Annotated in this window: 21 protein-coding genes; 11 read left to right on the top strand and 10 right to left on the bottom strand. The window is 69.9% G+C overall.

Annotation, left to right across the window (positions count from 1 at the left end; all coding sequences use genetic code 11):
* Window positions 1-25: 25 nt before the first annotated feature.
* The 6 genes from ACWEQQ_RS27985 to ACWEQQ_RS27960 all read right to left on the bottom strand — a co-directional run bounded on the left by ACWEQQ_RS27985 (window position 26) and on the right by ACWEQQ_RS27960 (window position 6,875).
* A complete protein-coding gene (locus ACWEQQ_RS27985; RefSeq protein ID WP_452342692.1) occupies window positions 26-595 on the bottom strand; it encodes a hypothetical protein in 570 nt (189 codons plus the stop codon).
* A gap of 176 nt (window positions 596-771) precedes the next feature.
* Window positions 772-1,848 (bottom strand): polyprenyl synthetase family protein, encoded by a 1,077-nt coding sequence (locus ACWEQQ_RS27980; protein WP_452350328.1) that lies wholly within the window; start codon window positions 1,846-1,848, stop codon window positions 772-774.
* Between the two features lie 70 nt (window positions 1,849-1,918).
* Complete coding sequence (ispH, locus tag ACWEQQ_RS27975; protein WP_452350327.1) at window positions 1,919-2,911, bottom strand: 4-hydroxy-3-methylbut-2-enyl diphosphate reductase; 993 nt, start codon at window positions 2,909-2,911, stop codon at window positions 1,919-1,921.
* 13 nt (window positions 2,912-2,924) lie between these two features.
* Complete coding sequence (locus tag ACWEQQ_RS27970) at window positions 2,925-3,950, bottom strand: polyprenyl synthetase family protein (RefSeq protein WP_452350326.1); 1,026 nt, start codon at window positions 3,948-3,950, stop codon at window positions 2,925-2,927.
* Window positions 3,951-4,446: 496 nt separating this feature from the next.
* Window positions 4,447-5,529, bottom strand: coding sequence for a polyprenyl synthetase family protein (locus ACWEQQ_RS27965; protein ID WP_452350325.1), 1,083 nt, complete (start codon window positions 5,527-5,529; stop codon window positions 4,447-4,449).
* Between the two features lie 497 nt (window positions 5,530-6,026).
* On the bottom strand, window positions 6,027-6,875 hold the full coding sequence (locus tag ACWEQQ_RS27960; RefSeq protein ID WP_452350324.1) for a lysophospholipid acyltransferase family protein: 849 nt from the start codon (window positions 6,873-6,875) through the stop codon (window positions 6,027-6,029).
* Window positions 6,876-7,271: 396 nt separating this feature from the next.
* Here ACWEQQ_RS27960 and ACWEQQ_RS27955 point away from each other — a divergent pair, with 396 nt between their 5' ends.
* Window positions 7,272-7,439, top strand: coding sequence for a hypothetical protein (locus ACWEQQ_RS27955; protein ID WP_364624212.1), 168 nt, complete (start codon window positions 7,272-7,274; stop codon window positions 7,437-7,439).
* A gap of 138 nt (window positions 7,440-7,577) precedes the next feature.
* Here the strand turns inward: ACWEQQ_RS27955 and ACWEQQ_RS27950 are convergent, their stop codons facing one another.
* Together ACWEQQ_RS27950 and ACWEQQ_RS27945 are read right to left on the bottom strand one after the other, a co-directional pair.
* Window positions 7,578-8,345: an ABC transporter permease gene (locus ACWEQQ_RS27950; RefSeq protein WP_452350323.1), complete on the bottom strand. Its 768-nt coding sequence runs from the start codon at window positions 8,343-8,345 to the stop codon at window positions 7,578-7,580.
* Window positions 8,345-9,292 carry an ATP-binding cassette domain-containing protein gene (locus ACWEQQ_RS27945; RefSeq protein WP_452350322.1) on the bottom strand — a complete coding sequence of 316 codons (948 nt, stop codon included), beginning with the start codon at window positions 9,290-9,292 and terminating at the stop codon, window positions 8,345-8,347. Before ACWEQQ_RS27945 ends, ACWEQQ_RS27950 begins: the two co-directional genes overlap by 1 nt.
* A gap of 104 nt (window positions 9,293-9,396) precedes the next feature.
* Here ACWEQQ_RS27945 and ACWEQQ_RS27940 point away from each other — a divergent pair, with 104 nt between their 5' ends.
* A complete protein-coding gene (locus ACWEQQ_RS27940; RefSeq protein ID WP_452350321.1) occupies window positions 9,397-10,128 on the top strand; it encodes a TetR/AcrR family transcriptional regulator in 732 nt (243 codons plus the stop codon).
* A gap of 214 nt (window positions 10,129-10,342) precedes the next feature.
* Window positions 10,343-10,624, top strand: coding sequence for a hypothetical protein (locus tag ACWEQQ_RS27935; RefSeq protein WP_452342684.1), 282 nt, complete (start codon window positions 10,343-10,345; stop codon window positions 10,622-10,624).
* On the opposite strand, the gene ACWEQQ_RS27930 is transcribed toward ACWEQQ_RS27935, so the two are convergent.
* A complete protein-coding gene (locus ACWEQQ_RS27930; protein WP_452350320.1) occupies window positions 10,590-11,912 on the bottom strand; it encodes an MFS transporter in 1,323 nt (440 codons plus the stop codon). The two genes, ACWEQQ_RS27935 and ACWEQQ_RS27930, sit on opposite strands and share 35 nt — an antisense overlap.
* Window positions 11,913-12,026: 114 nt before the next feature.
* On the opposite strand from ACWEQQ_RS27930, the gene ACWEQQ_RS27925 reads away from it, so the two are divergent.
* Both ACWEQQ_RS27925 and ACWEQQ_RS27920 read left to right on the top strand, forming a co-directional pair.
* The gene (locus ACWEQQ_RS27925) at window positions 12,027-12,932 is read left to right on the top strand and encodes a LysR family transcriptional regulator (RefSeq protein WP_452350319.1); all 906 of its coding nucleotides are present in this window, start codon (window positions 12,027-12,029) and stop codon (window positions 12,930-12,932) included.
* A gap of 65 nt (window positions 12,933-12,997) precedes the next feature.
* The gene (locus tag ACWEQQ_RS27920) at window positions 12,998-14,266 is read left to right on the top strand and encodes a hypothetical protein (RefSeq protein WP_452350318.1); all 1,269 of its coding nucleotides are present in this window, start codon (window positions 12,998-13,000) and stop codon (window positions 14,264-14,266) included.
* Here the strand turns inward: ACWEQQ_RS27920 and ACWEQQ_RS27915 are convergent.
* The gene (locus ACWEQQ_RS27915; protein ID WP_452350317.1) at window positions 14,260-16,533 is read right to left on the bottom strand and encodes a bifunctional serine/threonine-protein kinase/ABC transporter substrate-binding protein; all 2,274 of its coding nucleotides are present in this window, start codon (window positions 16,531-16,533) and stop codon (window positions 14,260-14,262) included. The genes ACWEQQ_RS27920 and ACWEQQ_RS27915 overlap by 7 nt on opposite strands.
* A gap of 687 nt (window positions 16,534-17,220) precedes the next feature.
* Here ACWEQQ_RS27915 and ACWEQQ_RS27910 point away from each other — a divergent pair.
* From ACWEQQ_RS27910 to der, 6 genes are all read left to right on the top strand, one after another.
* The gene (locus ACWEQQ_RS27910; protein ID WP_379389062.1) at window positions 17,221-18,117 is read left to right on the top strand and encodes a ParA family protein; all 897 of its coding nucleotides are present in this window, start codon (window positions 17,221-17,223) and stop codon (window positions 18,115-18,117) included.
* A gap of 89 nt (window positions 18,118-18,206) precedes the next feature.
* On the top strand, window positions 18,207-19,076 hold the full coding sequence (locus ACWEQQ_RS27905) for a segregation and condensation protein A (RefSeq protein ID WP_452350449.1): 870 nt from the start codon (window positions 18,207-18,209) through the stop codon (window positions 19,074-19,076).
* A gap of 329 nt (window positions 19,077-19,405) precedes the next feature.
* The gene (gene scpB / locus ACWEQQ_RS27900; protein WP_452350448.1) at window positions 19,406-20,134 is read left to right on the top strand and encodes an SMC-Scp complex subunit ScpB; all 729 of its coding nucleotides are present in this window, start codon (window positions 19,406-19,408) and stop codon (window positions 20,132-20,134) included.
* Between the two features lie 11 nt (window positions 20,135-20,145).
* Complete coding sequence (locus ACWEQQ_RS27895) at window positions 20,146-21,747, top strand: pseudouridine synthase (protein WP_452350316.1); 1,602 nt, start codon at window positions 20,146-20,148, stop codon at window positions 21,745-21,747.
* A 65-nt stretch (window positions 21,748-21,812) separates the two neighbouring features.
* The gene (gene cmk / locus ACWEQQ_RS27890) at window positions 21,813-22,481 is read left to right on the top strand and encodes a (d)CMP kinase (RefSeq protein WP_452342764.1); all 669 of its coding nucleotides are present in this window, start codon (window positions 21,813-21,815) and stop codon (window positions 22,479-22,481) included.
* Entirely contained in the window at window positions 22,478-23,893 is a 1,416-nt protein-coding gene (der, locus tag ACWEQQ_RS27885) for a ribosome biogenesis GTPase Der (RefSeq protein WP_452350315.1), read from the top strand. Before cmk ends, der begins: the two co-directional genes overlap by 4 nt.
* Window positions 23,894-23,928 lie beyond the last annotated feature (35 nt).

The raw sequence follows: 23,928 nt of genomic DNA, 5'->3' as shown, positions 1-23,928 counted from the left end.
GAGTGGCGCCTCCGGGCTCGACCGCTCATGCCTCGACCGCCTTGCTCGAGTTCAGCACGTCCGCGATCAGCCGGAATCCGGCTTCGCGGGTGGTTCCGGTGGCCGTGACGGTCACGCCCACGTCCCCGCTGTTGGCCACCGCACACACTCCACCGGTGGTGTCGGGAAGCACGCAGGTGAGCCCGTGGAAGTCGCCGATATCCACGGCTCCCCCGTCGAAGCGCACGGTGACCCCGGCCGCGCGCAGCGGGAGCAGCATGCGCGGGGCGGCGGTGGCGAAGTCGGTGATGCCGTCGACCACCGACACCGACACCCGCTGGTCGCCGCTGTCGGAGGTCAGGACGGCGACAGATTCGTCGCCGGTGGCCCGCCGCCGCATCTGCTCGGGCGCCAGGAAGACCATGGCGTTGGCGGGATTCGCGGCGCCGTGCACGGCGCCGATCCCGGTCGCGATGATCTTGATACTGGTTCCCGCCGCCACCTCGGTCTCGCGGACCGGCACCGCCGATGACAGCAGGGGCGGCACCACGAGGGCGACCGCCAGCGCTCCCACCGCCCCGATCGCGGGCACTACCGAATGCACAAGGCGCACCATGCTTTCCACCCTCTCGGCTCCCTGAGGCAACGCCGGGGAGGGCGGATGCGTTCCGGACGCCCGGGTCGGGGTCCGGGCAGTCGCCCGCCCGGCGCTTGCCGCGAGTTAACCACACCGGCGGGCGCGATCGGGGTCGCAGCGCCGGGCGGGACCCGGGGTTGTGATCGGGCGCGCGGCTAGGAGGTGCGCGCGATGACGGCGTCGGCGATGCTGCGCAACCCGGACACCGCGGCGGGCGGGAACGGGGCGTGGGCGAGGGTCCGCTGTACGAGCAACCAGCGCTCACGGATCATCCGTTCCACCGTGGGACGCGCTGTGGCGCTGAGGATCTCGCGACAGAGTTCGGCCCCGTGCAGGTCCAGTCCGGCATTGCCGACCAGGGCGTCGAGCTGGGCGCGCTGCTCGGGGCACGCGTGTCGCAGGGCGAGTGCGAGCAGCGCGGTGTGCTTGCCCTCGCGAAGGTCGTCGATGTTGGATTTGCCGGTCTGCGCCGGGTCACCGTAGACCCCGAGCAGGTCGTCCTGGAGCTGGAACGCCTCGCCTAAAGGCCGCCCGTAGGACGAGAGTGCCCGCGCCACGCCGGGTCCGGCCCCGGCCAGCGCGGCGCCCAGTTGGAGCGGCCGTTCCACGGTATAGGCCGCCGTCTTGTACCGGATGATCTCGAGCGCCCGGTCCAGGTCGCGGGTGGGGCGGCCGGTGGTGAGCAGGTCGAGATACTGGCCGTAGTTCACCTCGGTGCGCATGGCGTCGAGAATCGGTGCGGCAGCGGCATTCTGGGCCGCCGAGAGGCCCGCGGTGTGCAGCAGTTCCTGCGACCACACCAGCCCGAAGTCGCCGATGAGCAGGGCGGCGTGGGCGCCGAAGCGGGCGGCGGCCGGGCGGTCGCCGCGAGCGCCCTCGGCCACGGCCCGGTGCACGGTGGGCCGGTCGCGGCGCGTGGCGCTGTCGTCGATGATGTCGTCGTGGATGAGTACGGCGGCGTGGAACAGCTCGACCGCCGCGGCCACCCGGACCACGGAGTCGGGCAGCTCACCGCCGCCGCCGGCGTACCAGCCGAGCACGCAGAACAGCGGCCGGATCCGTTTGCCGCCCGCGAACAGGAACGCGCGCACCGCGTCGACCACGTCGGGGGGCAATCCGGCGGTGGCCGCGGATTCGGCCTTGTCGCCGAGGAATTCGTAGAGCGCGGCCTCCACCCGCACCCGGATGGCGGTGCGGTCCAGCGGGGATAGGGCGATCGCGGGGGTACTCACAGGGTGTCCTCCGATCCGGCGTTCTCGGTGAGGGATGGTGTCGCCGCGGCGAGGTCGAGCCGGGTGGTGGTCATGGCCGCCTCCGCATCGCGGCGGGGGCGGCGAAGACGACGTGCTCGCGGGCGATCTCGTACTCGCGCACGGTGACCGGGCCCCACCAGCGCAGCGCGTCGACCACCGCGTCCACCAGGGCGGGCGGCGCGGAGGCTCCGGCCGAGAGCCCGATCACCCGGGTGGGCTCGATCCACGCGCCGTCGATGTCGCCGCCGTCGTCGATGAGATGCGCCGCGATCCCCTGCCGCCGTGCGACTTCCACCATGCGTTGTGAGTTGGACGAGTTGGCGGAGCCGACCACCAGGAACAGGTCGCTGCGTGCGGCGACCGCCTCGACGGCGGCCTGCCGGTTGGTGCCGGCGTAGCAGATGTCCGCGCTCGCGGGGCCGTGTAATCGCGGGAAGCGTTGCCGCAGTGCGGCAATGGTGTCGCGGGTCTCCTCCACCGAGAGCGTGGTCTGGGTCAGGAAGGACACCCGGTCGGGATCGGGCACGACCAGCGCGGCCACCGCGGCCGGGCCGTCCACGATGACCGTGGACTCCGGGGCCTCACCCGCGGTGCCCTCGACTTCCTCGTGCCCGGCGTGCCCGATGAGCACCACGGTGTCGCCGCGTGCCGCGAAACGCTGTGCCTCCGAATGCACCTTGCTCACCAGGGGGCAGGTGGCGTCGACGACGGTCAGCAGTCGTTCCTGGGCATGCTCGCGCACGGCGGGCGAGACGCCGTGCGCGGAGAACACCACGGTGGACCCCACCGGCACCTCGTCGAGCTCCTCGACGAAGATCGCGCCGCGCGCGGCCAGATCCCGGACCACGTGGATGTTGTGCACGATCTGCTTGCGCACGTAGACGGGCGCGGTGCGGCCCGGCGCGGCGAGCAGCCGCTCGACCGTCACGATGGCGCGCTCCACCCCCGCGCAGAACGAGCGCGGGGCGGCCAGCAGCAGGGTGCGCCGGCGCTGCTTCGGAAGCCGCTCCAGTACCGAACTGGCACAGGTGTTCTCGTTCACGACCTCTCCTTCGTCACTTGTTCCGATGGTCGACGAGCTGAGCGAGGGTGCGGAGATCGCCGCACCCGGGCCGGTCCGGCAGTGCGGCCACCGCCGCGCGCATGCGCTGCCGCGCCAGTCGTTCGGCGCCGCGCCGACCGCCCGCCTGCTCGACGAGCGCTGCGGCGCTGTCGATCTCGTCGGCCGAGGGCGGGGTGGTCGTATCGAAGAACCGGTTCAGCGCCCGCCCGGCGTCGGTGCCGGACTCCAGCGCCAGCACGATCGGCAGTGATCGTTTGCGCCGGGCCAGATCCCCGGCGGGCTTGCCGCTGTGCGCGGGATCGCCCCAGATGCCGAGGATGTCGTCGCTCGCCTGGAACGCCACCCCGAGGTTCCGCCCGAAATATTCGAAAACGGTGACGGTTTCGGCATTCGCGCCCGCGCTCAGCGCGCCGAGCGCGCACGCGCAGCCGAGCAACGCGCCGGTCTTGCCCATCGCCATCCGCTCCCACCCGGCGGCGGTGGCCTGGGCGGCCCCGGCGTGACAGTCCTCGTGCTGGCCGCGGCACATCTCGGTGACCGTGGTCTCGAGCCGGTCGATGGCGGCGACGGCAGCGGCCGGGGGCAACACCCTCGCAAGGACATTCACCGCCAGCGCGTGCAGGGCGTCGCCGAGCAGCACGGCGTCCGGGACGCCCCAGATCTTCCAGACGGTGGGACGGCCGTGACGCACCGCGTCGAGATCCATGACGTCGTCGTGGAGCAGGGTGAAATTGTGGATCAATTCGACCGCGGCGGCCGCGCCGGCGGCCTCGGCGGGGACGCCGTCGCAGGCGAGGGTGGCGGAGGTGACCAGTGCGGGCCGGAGCATCTTGCCGGACGCGCCGCGGGTGGCGGCGCCGTGCTCGTCGCACCAGCCGAAGTGGTATCCGGCCATCCGCTGGATGGGTTGCGGCAGGGACAGCACCGCCTCGCGCAGCACCGGTTCGAGCACGGTGCGGGCGCGAGCCAGAATCTCGGCGGGGCGGTGCACGGGGGGAACGAAAGCGGTCACGGTCATGGAGACGCTTCTTTCGGTGCGCGAAGGGAATTCGGCTCACACGGTCGGCGTGGGCGTGACAACTCACCGAGGACGCCGACCGATCCTGAAGTTCGATCGCGCGCTCGAGAACAACCACCAGATTGTGTAAGTCGCCGTCGAATTCGACCTCCTTGCCTACGAGACCGGGTCCGCGCCGAATCGGTGCCGGGATGGGCTTGGGCGCACAGCCGCCGGTAGCGGGTCCGTTCGACTCCTCTCCGCTCCAGATCTGTTGTTCCTGTTGCTGTTTCCTCAATCACGCGTCCTGCGCCCACCGGCGTCGTCCGGATGGGGATTCAGGCGCGCGGAAATGGCAGTAGAAATTGGGTAGCTGAAACGGCTGCATACTCGGCCCCGGGTACTGAAATGGGAATCCGTGCGCGACAGGCGATTACGAAGCTGCGATATTCTGCGACCGATCGGGCTCCCGAAATTCGGGGCACTGCGGATACGCTGACGTCATCGAATTCTACCCTCAGCTGTCGGTATTGGTGAGGTGTTCGGCGAGAGCGCGCAATACCTGCCGGGCCGGCGCGGGTACGTACATATCCTCAACCGCGTCCAGCGCCTGCTCGCGACGCAGGGCGACCATCTGCTCGATCTCCTCGCGCGCGCCCACCTCGGTCATGATGTCCCGGCACAGCGTGGCCCCGCGCACGTCCAAGCCCGGATTGCCCAGTAGCGCACGCAATTCCACGGCGGTGGCGCCCACCGCCCGGCCCAGCGCGGAGGCGACCAGCGCGGTGTGCCGGCCGTCGCGCAGATCCTCGAGCCGGGAATCGGTACCGGCTCGGTCGCCGAAGACCCGGTGCAGGTCCTCGGTCAGATGCACGGCCTCCCCCAGCGCGCGAGCGTAGACCGACAGTGCCGCCTGGGTATTCTCGTCGGCCCCGGCAAGGCGGGCGCCCAGCTGCAGCGGCCGTTCGCAGGTGTAGCCGACGGTCTTGTAGCGCACGATCTCCAGGGCGCGTTCCAGGTCGGCGACCGGATCCCCGGCCGCGCGCACATCCAGGTACTGCCCGTAGACGACCTCCATGCGCATGGCCGACATGACCGCGCTGGCGGCCGCGCGCTGACGGGCGCTCAGATGCGCCGAGAACAGCAGCTCATCGGACCAGGCCAGGGCCAGATCGCCGAGCAGGACCGCGGCCTGCCGGCCGAAGCGCTCCCGATCCGGCTTGTGCGCGAAGCGGGCCGCCATGGCGCAGGACATGGTGGGGAAGCCGCGCCGGGTGAGCCGGCGTTCGATGACATCGCGGTGGATGAGTACCGCGGCGTGCTGCAGCTCCAGCGCCGCGGCCACCCGCACGATGGCCATGGGCAGCCGATCGCTGCCACCGGCGGCGAACCAGCCGAGCACGCACAGCAGCGCGCGAATCCGCTTGCCGCCGCGGCAGACGAACGAGTGCAGGGCATCCACCAGGTCGGTCGGTAGCCGCTCGCGGTCCGCTACCCGCGCCTTCTCCGACAGGAAGCCCTCGAGGACAGCGTCCACCCGGTCGCGCACCCCGGTCATGTCGTGGGGAACGGTCCATTCGGCACAAGCGGGCTCGGCCATGTCGACACACCTCTCCTGGCATCGGATTTCGATCGCGGGACGCGGGGCCGGGCGGTCTCAGGATGAGCAGCCCCCCTGCTTCGCCGCGAACAGCCTTGGGCCACAGGCCGCCTCGTGCCCCCGGAAAAACCCCGAAACCTGTTACCCTGACCATGTTCCGGCTACTCCCTGCGCGCAATCGAATCCACGCGATGTCGCTGTGCGCTCTGTGATCAATCCATGTGGTCGAAAATGATGTACGCCAATGCGTTTCAGTGCTGCGCCGGAAGTGCGCAGACCAATCCCGTTAGTCTTCAGCCAATGAGCGAAACGTGACCTGAACCGAGAAAAGTGTAATACGCACGATCGCCGACGGTAAAGCGTTACCGCTCAGCATCGTCGCCGACACACCCGGACGCGGGATGCGAATGCCGGGTGCGACGTGGAGATTCGCACCCGGCATCCGCCTCTGGCTCATACGACGAAATCCGCTGTCCCCCTATAGCAGAGCGGTCCGGCTACAGCAGATCGGCCAGGCCCTTCAGCGGCCCGGGCAGTCCGGCCACATGCTTCTTGATCCCGGCGGCCACCGGGTTCGGCGTCTCGGCGCGCAGCCGGTCCAGCTCGGTCTGCATGGTCTGGACGGACCGGGTGTAGTACTCGTCGACCAGGTCCGCGTCCTCCGGATCGCCCGGCTCGACCGACCAGTCCAGTGCGGGCAGGAAGCTGACGGTCACCGAGGCGGGCAGCGGCAACTGCGGCAGAATCGGCGCGACGCCGAACGGCAGGCCGAGGGTGTACGGAAACACCTTGGCACGCACCAGCTTGTCGAGCTGCAGTAGCCGTGCGGTGCGCTCACCGCGGCTGAGCACGAAGATGGAGTCGTGGCCGCCATTGGCGACCGCGGGGATCACCGGGACACCCATTTCGAGGGCGAGCCGCACGAAGCCCTTGCGCTCGGCGAAGTCGATCTTGCCGCGATCGGTCCACGGGCGGCACGCCTCCCAGTCGCCGCCGGGGTACACCATGACCGCGCCACCGTCCTTGAGCCCCTTGGCCGCCGACTCGCGCGAGGCCGCGATGACGCCGAACTGGCGCAGGCTGTCGCCGAGAATCGGTGCGCGCAAAAGGATGTCGTGCGCGACGCCGTAGCTGGGCTCGTCCGGCCGGCGCTCCAGCATGGCCATGAAGGTGATCCACACCTCGGGGGCCCAGTAGATGGACGAGTGGTTGCCGATGACCAGGGCCGGGCCGGACGCGGGCAGATTCTCCAGCCCGGTGACCGTCGGGGTGAAGTAATCGGTGTAGGCCCGCGCCAGGGGCAGCAGCGGGTGGTTCGGGTCGGGAATTACCTTGGTTTCGGTCATGAGCCATTCCTGTCGGTTGCCATGCCGGGGACGGGCGGCACGCAACGACGCCCCACGTCGTCGAACAACGTCGAGCCGAATTGAATTGCCCCCGGGTCACATCCCCATTGATAGCTCCGACGGCCGCGCATGCGCGGTCCGGTTCAGCGTACGGACGTCGCTGCGTTGCGACAGATGCCCGTCACCGTCCTCCTGCCCCACCGACGTTATCAAACCCAAGCGTTTGCTTGGTATAGAGTGTGCGAATCCCAACATTCATCCGATTCAGGACGAAATCCTTACGCGGCGGTGCTTGCCCGGCGGCGCGATCGGATCGACCATGGCGGGAGTGCCCCGGACGCGACGTTCACAGCGAGGGCGATCCGGGTCACGGCGATTCGGAAGGATGTGCCGATCATGGTGACGATAGCTGGCCCGGCCGGCCACCTGGGGGCGATCCTGCTGGCCACCGGCTCGGTACCGGACCAGGTTCCGGACTACAGCCGCACCGAGATCTGGATCGGCTCGGCCATCCTGCTGCTCACTTTGGTGGCAGTGCTGGTCGCGGTGCTGCGCCGACGCTAGGCGACGCGCGCGATCCCTGGTGCCCGGCAGACCGTGCAGGGCACCGAGATCCTCGGTGCCCTGCGCTTCGTTCCGTCAGGCCGGAAGCCGACATACGGAACTTTCATGCCATAATGCGCATATCAGCGTATACATATCTCAGTGTGCCCGCCGGCGACGGAACAACGCGCCCGCGCCCAGATAGCCGATCAGGGCGATGCCCGCACACCAGGCCAGTGCGGTCGGCGCGGAGTCCCCCACCGGGGTATCCATCAGCAGCCCGCGCACCGTCTCGGCGATCGAGGTGACCGGCTGATGCTGGGCGAAGCCGCGCAGCCAGCTCGGCAGCGTGTGGGTCGGCACGAACGCGCTGCTGACGTACGGCAGGAACATGAAGATGAACATGAAGCCGTTGGCCGCTTCGGGATTGGAGGCCAGCAGGCCCAGGGCGGCGGCCGCCCAGGACAGCGCCAGCACGAAGCACGCCAGCATGCCGGCCACCGCGAGCCAGCGCAGCGGATCCGCGGTCGGTCGGAAGCCGAGCGCCACCGCGACCAGCACCACCACCCCGGTGGTGAGCAGATTGCGCAGCACGCTCTCCAGCACGTGCCCGGTCAGGACCGCGCTGCGGGAGACCGCCATGGCCCGGAACCGGTCCACGATGCCACTGTGCAGGTCGGTGGCCACCGCCACGGCCGTGGCGCCCGAGCCGAAACCCGCGCACAGCAGCAGGATTCCGGGCACCACGTAGTCGATGTAGGAGCCGCCGACGTTCATCGCGCCGCCGAAGACGTAGACGAACATCAGCAGGATGGTCACCGGCACCGCGATGGTCATGATCATGGTGTCCGGGCTGCGCAGGGTGTGGCGCAGATTGCGGCCGACCATGGTGGCGGAGTCCTGGACCGAGTGCACGAGAGTACCCATCACGCAGCGCCTTTCACGGTGGCGCCGGTCAGCGCGAAGAAGACATCGTCGAGATCCGGTGTGTGGATGGCCAATTCGCCGATGGCCACGGCATGGTCGTCGAGATGGTCGAGCAGCTTGCGGATATCGTCGACGCTGCCGTCCGAGGGCACCCGCAGCGCCAGCTGCTCGGTATCCGGTTCGGCCCCGGGCAGGGCCCGCGCCGCCGCCAGGCCGTGCTCGTCGGCGAAGCCGAGTCGCAGGTGGCCGCCCGGCGCCAGCCGTTTCAGCTCTGCCGCACTACCCTCGGCGACAATCCGCCCGGCGTCGAGAACCGCTATGCGGTCGGCCAATTGGTCGGCCTCCTCCAGGTACTGGGTGGTGAGGAAGATGGTCACGCCGTCGGCGACCAGACCCCGGATCACCCGCCACAGCTCGCGGCGGCTGCGCGGATCCAGGCCGGTGGTGGGCTCGTCGAGGAACACGATGCGCGGCCGCCCCATCAGGCTCATGGCGATGTCGAGGCGGCGGCGCATACCGCCGGAATAGGACCCCGCGCGCTTGCCCGCGGCATCGGTGAGATCGAACTGCTCCAGCAATCGTGCTGTGCGCCTGCCGGTTTCGCTGGAACCCAGATGCAGCAACCGCCCCATGAGGCGCAGATTCTCGGCGCCGGTGAGGATCTCGTCCACCGCCGCGAACTGCCCGGTGACGCCGATGGCCGCGCGCACCGCGTCCGGCTCGCGCACCGGATCGTGGCCGCCCACCCGCACCTGTCCCCCATCGGGCCGGTTCAGCGTGGTGAGGATGCGCACCACGGTGGTCTTGCCCGCGCCGTTCGGGCCGAGCAGGGCGAACACCGTGCCGGCGGCCACGGTTACATCGATGCCGCGCAGCACTGGCTGATCAGCGAAGGATTTGGTGAGCCCGGCGACCGCGATGGCGGGTTCGGGTCTGGATGTGGTCATGGAGGGACTCCGATCAGAAACTGTTTATGCCGTACACTTTGTTTATAAGCTACACAGTTTTCGGGATGGCGCAAGATGGAGGCGGAACGACGACAGGAGGTCAGATGAAGGGGCCCGACGAACGAGTCCTGCCCAAGGCGGTGAAGTTGCTGTGGGATCTGGACGACGCGGGCAGCCGTGGACCCAAACGCGGGCTGAGCCTCGATCAGATCCTGAACACCGCCGTGCGGGTCGCCGACGCCGAGGGCTATGCCGCGCTGTCCATGGCCCGGGTCGCCAAGGAGCTCGGGTTCACCACGATGTCGCTCTACCGGTACGTCGACAGCAAGGACACCCTCGTCGAGCTGCTGCACGACCGCATCTTCGACGTGACCCCGGACCTGCCGGCCGATGGCTGGCGCGCCGGGCTGGAAGCCTGGGCCTGGGCCGAATTCCACGCCATCCGCGCCCACGACTGGTGGCTGGACATCCCCATGACCTCGCCCCCGCTGGGCCCGAACAATATGGCCTGGCTCGAGGCGGGCATGGGCGTGCTATCCGGTCTCGACCTCGCCGAGCCACTCAAACTGCAACTGCTGGTGAACCTTTCGATCTATGTCATCGGCCGCACCCGCTTCCTGCGGGACACCATCCAGCAGCACGATCAGGACCAGGACTTCACCGCCATCCTGACCGCGGTGCTCGACCCCGGGCGCTTCCCGATCGTCAGTGCCGCCCTCGCCAACCGCGCCTTCGACACCGACGACATGCACTGGGAGGAAGCCGATTTCAGCTTCGCCCTGGATCGGCTGCTGGACGGTTACCAGGTCTTCATCGACAGCCACATCGGAGCCTGATTCCGGTTACCGCCGGATTGCGCTGGGCGGGAACGGCACAGGGCCGTGTCAACCGTGCGTAAACATCGTGCAAATGGGCCCGCTACCGCTTGACCGGCCCCGCACCGAACCCGACCATGGCCTCATGAGGCCCGCACGGCCGGTGCGGGCGGCTCGCGTTACGACGCGATGAGAGATAGACGCATCGTCGTCCTGCTGCGAGGAGGTGAGGGACATGGCCGTTGTCGCGTGGACGCGTTCCACCACCGCCCTCCCCACGCTGGCGGCCGGGGCCATGGTCCTCGTCCTGGCCGGGCTGACCACTGCTTTCGTCTACCTGGCGGTGCCCGCCGTGGCCGGTCCGGCCGAGCGCGCGCCCGCGCCGATCGAGGTCCACACCGATCCCCCGGCGGTGCTGCCGGTGTGCACCGAGGTCACCGAGGACAGCCCGAATCCGGCGTGCGCGGACACCGATACCGACATCAGTGCCGATCCCGCGCCGCCCGACCAACCGTGACCAGCGAGCCCAGCAGTAGCGCCGCGAGCACGAAAAGCGCTGCCACACAGGACATCAGGCCGGCCCAGCCGCCGGCCGCGTAAGCGATCCCGGCCGCGCTGCCGACCACCGCACTGCCCAGGTAGTACGCAAACATGTAGAGAGACGATGCCGCGCCGCGATTTTCGGCCAGCGTGCCCACCCAGGCGCTGGCCGTGGTGTGCGCGGCGAAGAACCCGGTAGTGAACAGCAGGATGCCGATCAGCACCGTGGTCAGGTGATCGGGGATGGTGATCAGCGCACCGAGGGCCATCAATGCCACCGCGGCGGCGAGGACCCGCGCATGGCCCCGACGATCGGCGAGCCTGCCGGTGTACGCCGAGGCGACCGTCCCGGCGAGGTACAGCACGAACACCGATCCGGCCAGGGTCGCGGGCAATTCGAAGGGACGATGGGTCAGGCGGTAGCCCAGGAAGTTGTAGACCGACACGAAGCTGCCCATCAGCAGGAAGGCCAGACCGAAGAGCGCGATCAGGCCGCGATGCCGCAGCTGCGCCGTGAGATCGCCGAACATGGTGCCGAAACCGGCCGGGCGCGCGGCGAATCCGCGCGAGGGCGGCAGACTGTACGCGAACCAGACCGTGCACGCCGCAGCGGCCAGCGAGACCGCCAGCTCCGCCCAGCGCCACGAGGTCAGCCCGAGGGCGAGCGAGGGAATCAACCGGCCCGCCAGCCCGCCGATGGTGGTCCCGGCGATATAGACGCCCATGGCCGCGCCGAGTCCGGCCGCCCCGATCTCCTCGGCCAGATACGCCATGGCCACCGCGGGCACGCCCGCCAGCGAAACGCCCTGCACGGCCCGCACCGCCAGCAGGGTGTCGAGCGTCGGGCACAGCGGCAGCAGCAGACCCAGCGCCGAGGCCACCACCGCCGAACCGATCATCACCCGGGTGCGGCCGATCCGCGCCGACAGCGCACCCGCCGGAATGATGGCCAGCGCAAGAAATCCCGTGGTCAGTGAGACGGCGAGGGCCGCGTGCGCGGGCGGGACCGAAAAGGCGGCCGACAGGCTCGGCAGCAGCGACTGGGTGGAGTACATGGCCGCGAACGTGGTCAGCCCGGCTGCGAAAAGGGCTGCGGTGACCCGCTTCTCGTGTGCGTGTCCCGGCCGGCCGGGCCCGGCGGTAAAGGTGGGCCCAGGCGTGGCCACGCTGGTCGGCTCCGGCGCTGCCGTACCGATCGGTTGCGGTGTCGCCGTACCGGTCGGCCCTGACGCGGCGGTGCTGGTGGTCCCTTGCACGGTAGTCATCGGATCCTCTCGGTACTGGGGGTGCGGGATCCAGGGTGCGACGCTGGCACTTAGAACGGAAATGCATGATTATTGGAGTTCTCATACTCTGTCGACATATAGCGAGGAGGCGGCGTGCTCGGCTCGGATCTGGAGTGGTTCACGACACTCGCCGAAACGGAGAATGTCAGCGCGGCCGCCGACCGGCTGCACCTGGCGCAGCCCACGCTGTCGCGCATGCTCGCCCGGCTCGAGCAGCGGCTCGGCACGCCGCTGTTCGACCGGCACGGCAAGCGCATCCGGCTCAACGAGTACGGCCGCCTCTACTACGAGCACGCCCGCCGCGCCCGCGCCGAACTGCACGCCGGGGAGCAGGCCGTCGCCGACCGCATCAATCCGGCCAAGGGAGTGGTCCGGCTGTCGTTCCTGCATTCCTTCGGCGGCCGGCTGGCCCCGCAGCTGATCGGCGAATTCCGGCGCGGCTCGGGGCGGGTCGGCTTCACGCTGTATCAGGGCGCGGCCGAGGTCATCACCCGGCAGGTGCTCGACGGCGAGGCCGATCTGGCGCTGGTGTCACCGCGGCCCGGCGAGCCCGGCATCGGGTGGCGCACCCTGCTGAATCAGCCGCTGGTGCTGGCGGTTCCGGCCGACCACCGGCTGGCCGCGCCGTCCGGCAAGACCGGGCAGCGGCCGATCCGGCTGGCCGAGTTGGCCGACGCCGAATTCATCACCATGCATCCGGGATTCGGCATGCGGCGGATCTTCGACGAACTGTGCGCGGCGGCCGGGATCCGGCCGCGCATCGTCTTCGAGTCCAGTGATCTGGTGACGGTCTCCGGGCTGGTGGCGGCCGGGCTCGGCGTCGCGCTGGTGCCCGCCGAGGAGCCGATGCCGCCGGGGCTGGCCGTCGTCCCGCTCGCCGACGCGGGCGCGTCCCGCGATGTCGGATTGATCTGGTCGGCGACCGCCACGCCGTCGGAGGCGGTGCGGCGGTTCCGCGATTTCGCCGCCGACTGGGCGGCCCGCCGTCACCCCCGGTGAATGCGCGCGCTGTTACGGTGGCTGGACGGTAACTGACCTGTTGCTTCAGACCTTGGGAGCCGCCCGTGCAGCGGTATCGCGCGGCCCTCGACACGGTGGGTGGGTGCGCCGCCGCCGCGATCGCGGGCCTGGCCCTCATCGTGCCCATCGACACCGGGTGCGCCGCCGAATCGTCCGCGCTGCAGATGACGCTGCTGAGCGTAACCGTGCCGCGGGCCACCGCCGTGGGCGTGATCGTCGCGGTGCTGGCCGCGGTGTGCGTGCGCATGTTCGGCACCCGCACCGCCTGGGGCACCGCCACGGTCGCGATGCTGATCCTGGTCACCAACCACCTGCTGGGGCCCGCCGGCTCCGCTAGCTTGGCCACCTCCAACTTCGTCGATTCGATCGCGGCGGGCGTGCTGCTCGGCGCGGCCGGGGCGGCAGCGCTCGAAAACCGGCTGCCCGCAATCGGATACCTGCTCGGGGCACTCATCGGCGTCACGGTGGGCGACCATATCGAGACCATCTCGGCCGAGCAGGGCACCCAGTCGCTGCTCGAACGCGCCTTCGTGGATCTGCCGCCGGAATGGGCCACCGCACCGACGATGGGATTGCTGGCCGTGTGCTTCACCCTGTGCCCGCGCGCGCGGATGGCGGCCTACCCCACCGCGTTGAACCTGCCGTTCGCGCCGGTGCTCGCCGCAGCCGTGGTGGTCACCACCATCGACCTGGTGTCGGAGCGGCTCACCACGGCGACGAGCGGCACCGCGGTCATCGTGGCCGGAACGCTCGCGGTGCTCGCGGCGGCGGTCATCGCGGCGCTGCTGCTGCCTGAGCGCGACGGCACCCTCACACTGCTCGCGGTGGCGCTCGCCGCGACCGGCAGCGCGATCGCCATTGCGGCCCAGGCGCACTGGAAGCTCGCACCGATACTGACGGTCATGGCGCTCGGCCTGGCGGCCGGCCTGCGGCGCCAGGCGCCGGTCGTCGCCGCGGTCGCGATCGTCGCCCTCGGGGTGTTCGCGCTGCTGGTTCCCGACGCGCGGCACGATGATTCGTGGAGCGCGCTGATCGGCAGCTGTGCCATCGCCGCGGTGGCCGGGTACAGCTTCGGCGCGGTGACCACCCGCGGCACGGCCGGGACCGTGCTGGCGATCGGCCTGCTGTTCATTCCGACCGCCGTGCTCACGCTGGAGTTCCGCGGTTGCGACACGTTCCCGCTGCATCCCAACCGGGCCGTCGGATCGGGTGACCGCGCCGCCTGGATGGCCATCGCTCTCGGGGCCGGATGCCTGGCCGCCGTCATCGCGCTGCGACGGCTGCGGCCCGAGCGGGTCGAACAGGATCAGTAGATCCGGTACAACCAGATCCGGGGATCGCCGAGTTCACCGGTCGCGCCCCAGCCATACGCGTGGGCGATGCCGTCGCCGTGGTAGCCGTGCAGGTAGGCCCGCAGTTCCGTACGGCCCGCGTGCCCGGACACGATGCCCCGCAACACGATCGCGGTCAGGTCGTAGGCCTCGGCGGCATACGCGGTCGGGGCGGAACCGGTGGCGGACCGGTATTCGCCGACGAAGCGTTCGGTGGCCGCCCCGCACTGGCAGGCAACCAGGGTGCCAGTGGCCGCCGGACCCGCGAGCGTCCGGAAGTCCGGGTCGTAGCTGCCGTCGCCCAGCACGAAAGTCGCCGTGACACCGGCACTCCGGAGCTTGGTGAGCAGCTGGGCGGCGGCCGATTTGTACCCGGCGTAGAACACCGCGTCCGGGTGCGCCCCTGCGATGGTGTTCACGGCGTCACCCGGATCGCCGTCCGGGTCGATGCTGACCTGGCACCCCGCGAGCGCGGCCGGGCCCAGCCCCGTGGTCACCGAGTCCGCGAGCGAGCCGCCGAATCCGCCGTCGCTGTCGCGCACCACGCAGACCCGGGACAAGCGCGCGGTGTTCGCCAGATACCGGCCGAGCGCCGGACCCTCCGCATTGTCGTTGGCCAGGCCGCGGAAGAAGCCGGACCAACCCGACTGCGCCAGTAGCGGATTCGTCGCTGCCGGGGTGAGAAACGACAGCCCGGCGGCGTCGAACGTCTTGCCCGCCGCCACCACCTCGCGGGACAGGGTGGGACCGATCACCGCGACGATCGAGGTGTCCGCAGCGATCTGCTCGGCGATCTGCGCCGCCGTCGTCTGGCTGCCCGCGGTGTCGAACCGCCGGACGGCGACCGGGCAGGCCTTGCTGCCACCCTGGACGAACTGGTCGACGGCCAGCTGCACGGCATCGATCACCGTGCGGCCCAGAGCGACATCGGTCTCAGCGCCAGTCAGGGGCACCGCGGCGGCGATGGAGACCGGCTTGCACGGCAGCCGTCCGTCGTTCGCGGGGTCCTCCACCGAGACGGGGTAGGCGACCTTGTCACCCAGGGCGTCGATCTGGGTGAGCGGCACGAAACCCGGGTACACGGCGGCATACGGGCCGCCGGTGTTCGCCGGGGGCGTGCTCCTCGACGACCCGGAATCGTGTGTCGCCCAGACGATTCCGGCCGCAGTCGCGACCACGACGGCCAGCGCCGCCGCACCGGCGGCGATCCAGCGTCCGCGCCCGCCGTTCCGGTCCGGCGGCGGAGGCGGTGGGGACGACGGATCGTCCAGCACAGTGGTCTCGCCCGCCCGGGGCAGGGTGATGGTGGCCGACACGCTGTCGCTCGGTCCGGTCGACGCGGCCCGGGCGCCGGCGAAGAGAGTGGTCACGGGTGACGCGGCGGCCACCCGCAGCGGCAGCATGGTGGACTCGGACTCATCCGACAGTGCCCGCAGCGCAGCGTCGGCGAACGCACGGCAGGAGTCGAAGCGGTCCTCCGGTCGTTTGGCCAGCCCGCGCGCCAGCACCGCGTCGAGGGCGGCGGGCAGCTCCGGTCGCCGGTCGGTGACCCGCGGCGCCGGATGCTGCAGGTGCCCCGCGATGACCGCCGCCGCGGTCTCCGCCTGGTACGGCGTCGATCCGGTGAGCAGCCGGAACAGTGTGCACGCCAGCGAATACTGATCCGAGCGCTCGTCGAGCGCGGCCCCCGACAGCTGCTCCGGCGACGCGTAGGTGATCGTCGCCGCCAGCATCCCGGTCCGGGTGATCTGTGCCGAGTCGTCGCGCAGTCGCCCGATCCCGAAGTCCGTCAGCAGAATCCGCCGATCCTGCCCCGGCACCGAGCGGGTCAGCAGAATATTGGCCGGCTTCACATCCCGGTGGATAACCCCCATCGAATGCGCGTAGTCCAGCGCCTTGGCGGTCTCGCCGATGATGTGGACCGCATCGTGCGCGGGCAGGGTGAACGGGTCCAGCGCCGCCGCGTCCCCACCGTCCACGTACTGCATGGCGATCCACAGCCGCCCGTCCTCGACCCCCCGATCGTGCACCGCAACGATATTCGGATGATCCAGCCGGGCCACCAGCTCGGCCTCCCGCTCGAACCGGAACCGGGTCTCGCGCTGCGACACCAACTCCCGCGCCAGCAGCTTGATCGCCACCCGCCGAGGCAATCGCGGATGCCGGGCCAGAAAGACGTCCCCCATCCCGCCCCCACCGAGCCGCCGCTCGATCAAATACCCGGCGAATTCCGTACCCGCAAACAACATTCGGCCCTTCGCACCCCGCAACCTCCCCCGAACCATACCCGCTACACCCCGCAAGAGATCCGATCGACAGCCCCGCCCACCCAGACCTTCGTGACCGGGCTGGTGCCGGAGTTCTCGGCGCTGAGGCCGGATGATCCGGTGCGGGATATCGATGTCGACGCGGTGGCGGCTCCGGCACCGGAGCATCCGGGTACGGAGTTCGCGACGCGGCCGACGGGGTTGTGTGATGCGGAGTGGGTCGGGCTCGGAGGCTCGCGGGCTATTGCGGGCAGTTGCCGTCAGAGTTGATGGCGGGTCGGTGTGGGGGCGGCGACGGGGAGGCGGTTCCGCTGGGCGGGATCGAGTGAGCCGGAGGGGAATCGGGTGGGCCGGATCGGACAGGATTCGGGGAAACCCCCGCTGATCTCCCGCAGTCCCGGTGCATAGGCCGTAACCTGCTGTCCCACAAGCGAAGAATGCTCCTGACCGGACACCAGTCCGACCGAGGACACCCTTACCCGCCCTGAAGTGCAGGTTTAGGGTGCGTGTCCGAGCGTTGGTCTTGCGTGAACAGGCGGTAGCGTCTAGGAGGGACCCGGTCGCACACGCGGCCGGGCGCTTCGTCCACGGCAGGTCGGTGCACGGAGCAAGGGCAGGAACGTCGAAGGAGCAGCGGACGTGACGACTACCGGTGGTGCGGGCCAGCGGATCGAAACCGCCGCGCAAACACTGTGGGAGGCACCCGATGTGGTGTCCGATGGCAAGGAGTTCGGCCCCACCGGACGCCCGGTTCGCGAGATTCCGGAACCTCACGAAGCCGATCACAGCGGACCCGCCCTGATCGTCGCCATGTGCAATCAGAAGGGCGGCGTCGGCAAGACCACCTCGACCATCAATCTCGGTGCGGCGCTGGCGGAATACGGACGAAAGGTGCTGCTCGTCGACCTGGATCCGCAGGGCGCGCTGTCGGCGGGACTCGGTGTGGCGCACCACGATCTGGACGTCACCGTGCACAACCTGCTCGTCGGCCCCGGCAAGGTCAACGTCGACGACGTGCTGATGAACACCAAGGTCGAGGGCATGGATCTGCTGCCCAGCAATATCGACCTGTCGGCGGCGGAGATTCAGCTCGTCAACGAGGTCGGCCGGGAGCAGACGCTGGGCCGCGCCATCGCGCCGCTGCGCGACCGCTACGACTACATCCTGATCGACTGCCAGCCCTCGCTGGGCCTGCTCACCGTGAACGCCCTGGCCTGCGCCGACGGCGTCATCATTCCGATGGAGTGCGAATACTTCTCGCTGCGCGGCCTGGCCCTGCTCAACGACACCGTGGAGAAGGTGCGGGACCGGCTGAATCCGGAACTGACCCTGTACGGCATCGTGGTCACCATGTTCGATGCTCGCCTATTGCATTCACGTCAGGTGATGACGCGCGTGGTCGAGGTGTTCGGCGACCTCGTGTACGACACCGTGATCTCGCGGACCGTCCGCTTCCCCGACGCCAGTGTCGCCGGCGAGCCCATTACCACCTGGGCGCCGAAATCCGGTGGCGCGGAAGCCTATCGGGCCATGGCCCGGGAAGTCATCCAGCGGTCGGGCCGTTGAGCGGTCCTCTCGATTCGTCCGAGCACGACCCGGCGGACGCGGATACAGCCCTGCCCGCCGGAGATCCGGACTCGCCGGTCCCGGCCGGCATCGTCGCAGGCGGCGGTAATGCCGCGGCACCGGACGATCAGCACGCAACGGGCAAATTTCACCTGAAGCTCGCCAACTTCGAGGGCCCGTTCGACCTGTTGCTGCAGCTCATCAGCTCGCGGCGGCTCGACGTCACCGAGATCGCGTTGCACAAGGTCACCGACGAATTCATCGCCCACACCAAGGCGCTCACCGCCCGGCTCTCGGAAGAAAAGGGGCTGCGCGCGGACAAGGTCCTCGACCAGACCACCGAATTCCTGCTCATCGCGGCCACCCTGCTGGATCTGAAGGCGGCCCGGCTGCTGCCCTCCGGCGAGGTCTCCGACGAGGAGGACCTCGAGCTCCTCGAAGCCCGCGACCTGCTGTTCGCACGGCTGTTGCAGTATCGCGCCTTCAAACAGGTCGCGGCGCTGCTGGGCGAACTGGAGGCCGCGGCGCTGCAACGCTATCCGCGCGCGGTGTCGCTGGAGGAGCGGTATCTGGCGCTGTTGCCGGAGGTTACGCTGGGGGTGGACGCCGCGGGGTTCGCCGAGGTCGCAGCCACCGTGTTCCGGCCGCGTCCGAAACCGAGGGTGGGGCTGGATCACATCCACGCCCATGCGATTTCGATCGCCGAACAGGCCGCGCTGGTGCTGGAGATGCTGAAAAGCCGTGGCGCGGGCGGCTGGACGACCTTCCACGAACTCTGCGCCGACTGCGAACTGCCGATCCAGATCGTGGCCCGCTTCCTCGCGCTGCTCGAGCTCTACCGGGGCAAGACCATCGAGTTCGATCAGCCCGACCCCCTGGGCCCGCTCTCCATCAGCTGGATCGGCGAGCTCGAAGACCAACCCGCCCAACCGGTGACGATTGAAGAGGATTACGGGTGACCGAGGTGCAGAACATGGGTGACGACGCGCACGACCCGGCCGCCGCCAACCAGGCTGCGCCCCAACCGACCCTGGCCGAAAGGATCGTGGCCGAAGCGGCCGCGGCAGCGAAGGCCCGCGCAGCCGGGGCGAAGGCCGCCGAGTCCGAGGCCGAGGTCACCGAGCCCAGCGGTGTCGAAACAACGGCCGAGGGCGTCGAGGCCCCGGCCGAGGGTGCGGTGCTCACCGACGAAGCGACCATGCTCGAGTCCGCCGCCATGGAGCCCGCGGCTGACGCGCCCGAGTCCGCGAACGGCGGCCCGGCGTCCGTGGCTGATACCTCCCAGTCCATCGCTGGCGCTGCCGAGCCTGTGGCTGAAGTCACTCAACCTGGGGTGGAGGTCGTGGCACCGGACGGGCCGGGCGTCGATGCGGAGGAGTTCGAGGACGAGGAGGCGCTCGAGGAGGACGAGTTTCGGGCGGCGCTCGAGGCGATGTTGTTGGTGGTGGATGCGCCTGCGCCGGTGGAGTTGCTGGCGTCGGCTTTGCGGGATCACCCGATCCGGGTGGAGACCGCGCTGCGGGAGATGTCGGCGGAGCTGACCGCGCGGCGCAGTGGCATGGATCTCAGGTACGTCGGCGACGGGTGGCGCTACTACACGCGGACGGAATTCGCCCCGTATGTGGAACGTATGCTGTTGGACGGCGCACGGTCGAAGCTCACACGCGCCGCTTTGGAAACCCTGGCGGTGATCGCGTACCGTCAACCGGTTACCCGAGCACGCGTGAGTGCGGTGCGCGGTGTGAACGTGGATGGCGTGATCCGGACCCTGCTGGCGCGGGGCCTGATCGCGGAGGCCGGAGCGGACCCGGAGACCAACGGCACTCTGTACATCACCACCGAGCTGTTCCTGGAACGGATCGGACTTGCGTCACTGGCGGATCTGCCGCCGCTGGCCCCACTGCTCCCGGGCGTCGATCTGATCGACGAGATCAACGAGAGCCTGGACACCGACCCCCGGTACACCAGGCTGAGGAAACCTGCCGAGGCCGATATCGACCTCGGCACCGATGACTGAAACAGGACAACGTGAATACACCCGCTCGCCGAGATGGCACACCGGATCGTAGGAAACGTGGCAGTGAACCGCCCCGCGGCGGTTCCCGGGCCGCCCGCGGCCGGACCGGAGACGACCGGTCCGCGCGCGGCGGCAGCTCGTACGGCGGAGGCTACGACGGCCCCGCGAACTCACGCGGCGGCGCCGCGAACAGCCGTGGCGGCTCCGCGAATCGCGGCGGATCGCGCGGCGACTCGCCCTCGTGGGGCGGCAATTCCCGAGGCGACTCGCGCGGCGGCAGCGGCTCGTACGGCGGCGGACGCGGCGGCAGCGGGTCCTATGACTCGCGCTCCGGCGGATCCCGCGGCGGCTCGTACGGCTCGCGCGGCGCTTCCAGCTCGCGCGGCGAAGGCTACGGCTCGCGCGGCGCTTCCAGCTCGCGCGGCGAAGGCTATGGCTCGCGCGGTGAAGGCTATGGCTCGCGCGGTGAAGGTTCCGGCTCGCGCGGCGAAAGCCAGTGGGGCGGAGGCGGTTCGCGCGGTGGCGCGTCCTCGCGTGGCGGCTCCTCGTTCGGAAACTCCGCCCGCGGCAACCAGTCTCGCGGCGACTGGGGTTCCGATTCGCGTGGCGCCGGGCGTGGCGGCGACAGCCGTGGCGGCCAGTCGCGCACCGGATTCGGCTCCGACCGTGCCGGTTTCGGCCAGGATCGCAATGCGTCGCGCGGCCGGATCGGCGGCGGCAGCCCGCTGGCCCCGCACACCTCGCCGAACACTCCCGCCAAGAAGAAGGCCAAGCCGGTCAAGCAGGTCGTGGCTCCGGTCCTGATCAGCAATGCCAGGCCGGCACGCCGCCAGCATGTGGACGCCGACGCGCAGGGCCCGAAGAAGCTGCCCTGGGGCGAGGGCGAGCGCCTGCAGAAGGTCCTCGCGAAGGCCGGGGTGGCCTCGCGCCGCGCGGCCGAGGAGATGATCGAGGCCGGCCGCATCGAGGTGGACGGCAAGATCGTGCGCGAGCAGGGCCTGCGCATCGATCCGCAGACCGCGGTGGTCCGGGTCGACGGCGTGCGCGTGGTGATCCGCGACGAGCAGGTGTACCTGGCGCTGAACAAGCCCAAGGGCTGGCAGTCGACCATGTCCGACGAGATGGGCCGCCCGTGCGTGGGCGACATCGTCGCCGAGCGGATCGCGGCCGGGCAGCGGCTGTTCCATGTCGGCCGTCTGGACGCCGACACCGAGGGCCTGCTGCTGCTCACCAATGACGGCGATCTCGCGCACCGGCTCATGCACCCGTCCTTCGAGGTGTCCAAGACCTACCTGGCCACGGTCAACGGCGAGGTCAAGAACCGCGAGGTCGGCAAGCTGCTGAAGGACGGCGTCGAGCTGGAGGACGGTCCCGCCAAGGTGGACCGGTTCCAGGTGCTCGAGGTCGGCCAGGGCAAGTCGCTGGTGAAGGTGGTGCTGCACGAGGGCCGCAAGCACATCGTGCGCCGTCTGCTGGCCGAGGTCGGCCACCCGGTGACCGCGCTGGTGCGCACCCACATTGGACCGGTCGCACTGGGCGATCAGCGGCCGGGCACGCTGCGCGTGCTGGGCCGGGACGAAATCGGGAAGCTCTACGAGGCGGTGTCGTTGTGAACGGTGTGGGAAGTCTGATCGACGCGACCGGCGCGCTGACCGGGTGGGCGCGGCTGGTCGTCGCCATGGACGGCCCGTCGGGCACCGGCAAGTCGAGCGTGTCGCGCTTGTTGGCGACCCGGCTCGAGGCCAGCTACCTCGACACCGGTGCCATGTACCGGGTGGCGACACTGCGCGTGCTGCGCACCGGCGTGGACCTGGACGACGCCGCGGCCATCGCGGTCGCGGTCAAGGAGCTGCCGCTGACCATCGGCACCGATCCGAGCCGGGAGGTCATCCTGCTCGACGATGAGGATGTGTCGAGCGAGATCCGCGGCAATGCGGTGACCAAGGCGGTGTCGGCGGTGTCGGCCGTGCCCGAGGTGCGCGAGCAGCTGGTGGCCCTGCAACGGGACCTGACCGCGGCGGCCGGGCGAATCGTGGTCGAGGGCCGCGATATCGGCACCGTCGTGCTGCCCGAGGCCGATGTGAAGATCTACCTGACCGCCTCGGCCGAGGCCCGCGCCACGCGACGCAATGCGCAGAACATCGCCGAGGGCCGGGGTGACGATTTCGAGGCGGTGCTGGCCGATGTGCAGCGCCGCGACACCCTGGATTCGACCCGCAAGGTGTCGCCGCTGCGTCCCGCCGAGGACGCCGTGCTGGTCGACACCAGCGATCTGAACAAGGACGAGGTCATCGACGAGCTGTATCGCGTGGTGGCCGAACGGATTTCGGCGGGAGGCGCGCAGTGACGCAGGACACCTTCGCCGGTGATGGCATCTGGTCGGACGAATCCGACTGGGACATCGCCGAATTCGAGGGCGAGCAGGACGCCGAGCACATCCCGCTGCCGACGGTGGCCATCGTCGGCCGGCCGAATGTCGGCAAGTCGACCCTGGTGAACCGCATTCTGGGCCGCCGCGAGGCCGTCGTGGAGGACATTCCGGGCGTGACCCGGGACCGGATCTCCTACGAGGCCACCTGGGCCGGACGCCGGTTCCTGGTGCAGGACACCGGCGGCTGGGAGCCCGACGCCAAGGGCCTGCAGCAGTCGGTGGCCCGGCAGGCCGAGGTCGCCATGCAGACCGCCGACGCGATCGTCGTGGTGGTGGACGTCACCGTGGGCGCGACCTCCGCCGACGAGGCGGTGGCGAGGACGCTGCGCCGCAGCAAGACCCCGGTCATCCTGGTGGCCAACAAGGTCGACAACCAGAAGCTGGAGGCCGATGCGGCCGAGCTGTGGTCGATGGGCCTGGGTGAGCCGCGCCTGGTCTCGGCCACGCACGGTCGCGGCACCGGTGATCTGCTGGACCTGATTCTGGAGGTGATGCCCGAAACCCCGCGCGAGGGAACTGGTCTCACCGGCGGCCCGCGCCGCGTGGCGCTGGTCGGCAAGCCGAATGTGGGCAAGTCCTCGCTGCTGAACCGGCTGGCGGGCGAGGAGCGCTCGGTCGTCCACAATGTCGCGGGCACCACCGTCGACCCGGTCGACTCGCTCGTCGAGTTGGGCGGCAAGCCCTGGCGTTTCGTGGATACCGCGGGCCTGCGCCGCAAGGTGAGCACGGCCAGCGGCCACGAGTTCTACGCGTCGCTGCGCACCAAGTCGGCCATCGAGGCCGCCGAGGTGGCGGTGATGCTGATCGACGCTTCGGAGCCGATCACCGAGCAGGACCTGCGCGTCATCTCCATGGTGGCCGACGCCGGCCGCGCCCTGGTGATCGCCTACAACAAGTGGGATCTGGTCGACGAGGACCGCCGCGAGATGCTCGAGCGCGAGATCGACCGCGAAATGGTCCAGGTCCGCTGGGCCCAGCGTGTCAATATCTCCGCTCAGACGGGTCGCGCCGTCCAGAAGCTCGTCCCCGCCATGGAAACCGCCCTGGATTCCTGGGACAAGCGCATCTCCACCGGCCGCCTGAACAACTGGCTCAAGGAGGTCGTCGCCGCCACCCCGCCTCCGATGCGCGGCGGCCGCCTCCCCCGAGTCCTGTTCGCCACCCAGGCCTCCACCCGCCCCCCGACGTTCGTCCTCTTCACCACGGGCTTCCTCGAGGCCGGCTACCGCCGCTTCCTCGAACGAAAGCTCCGCGAAGAGTTCAACTTCGACGGCTCCCCGGTCCGCGTGAACGTCCGCGTCCGCGAAAAGCGCGAACGCAAGAAGTAAGGCCCACGCGCCGAACGAAACCCAACGCCCGGGCG

The organism is Nocardia sp. NPDC004123 (assembly GCF_053603795.1).
The sequence above is the reverse complement of the archived record's forward strand: the minus strand, read 5'-3'. Positions and strand labels throughout refer to the sequence as shown.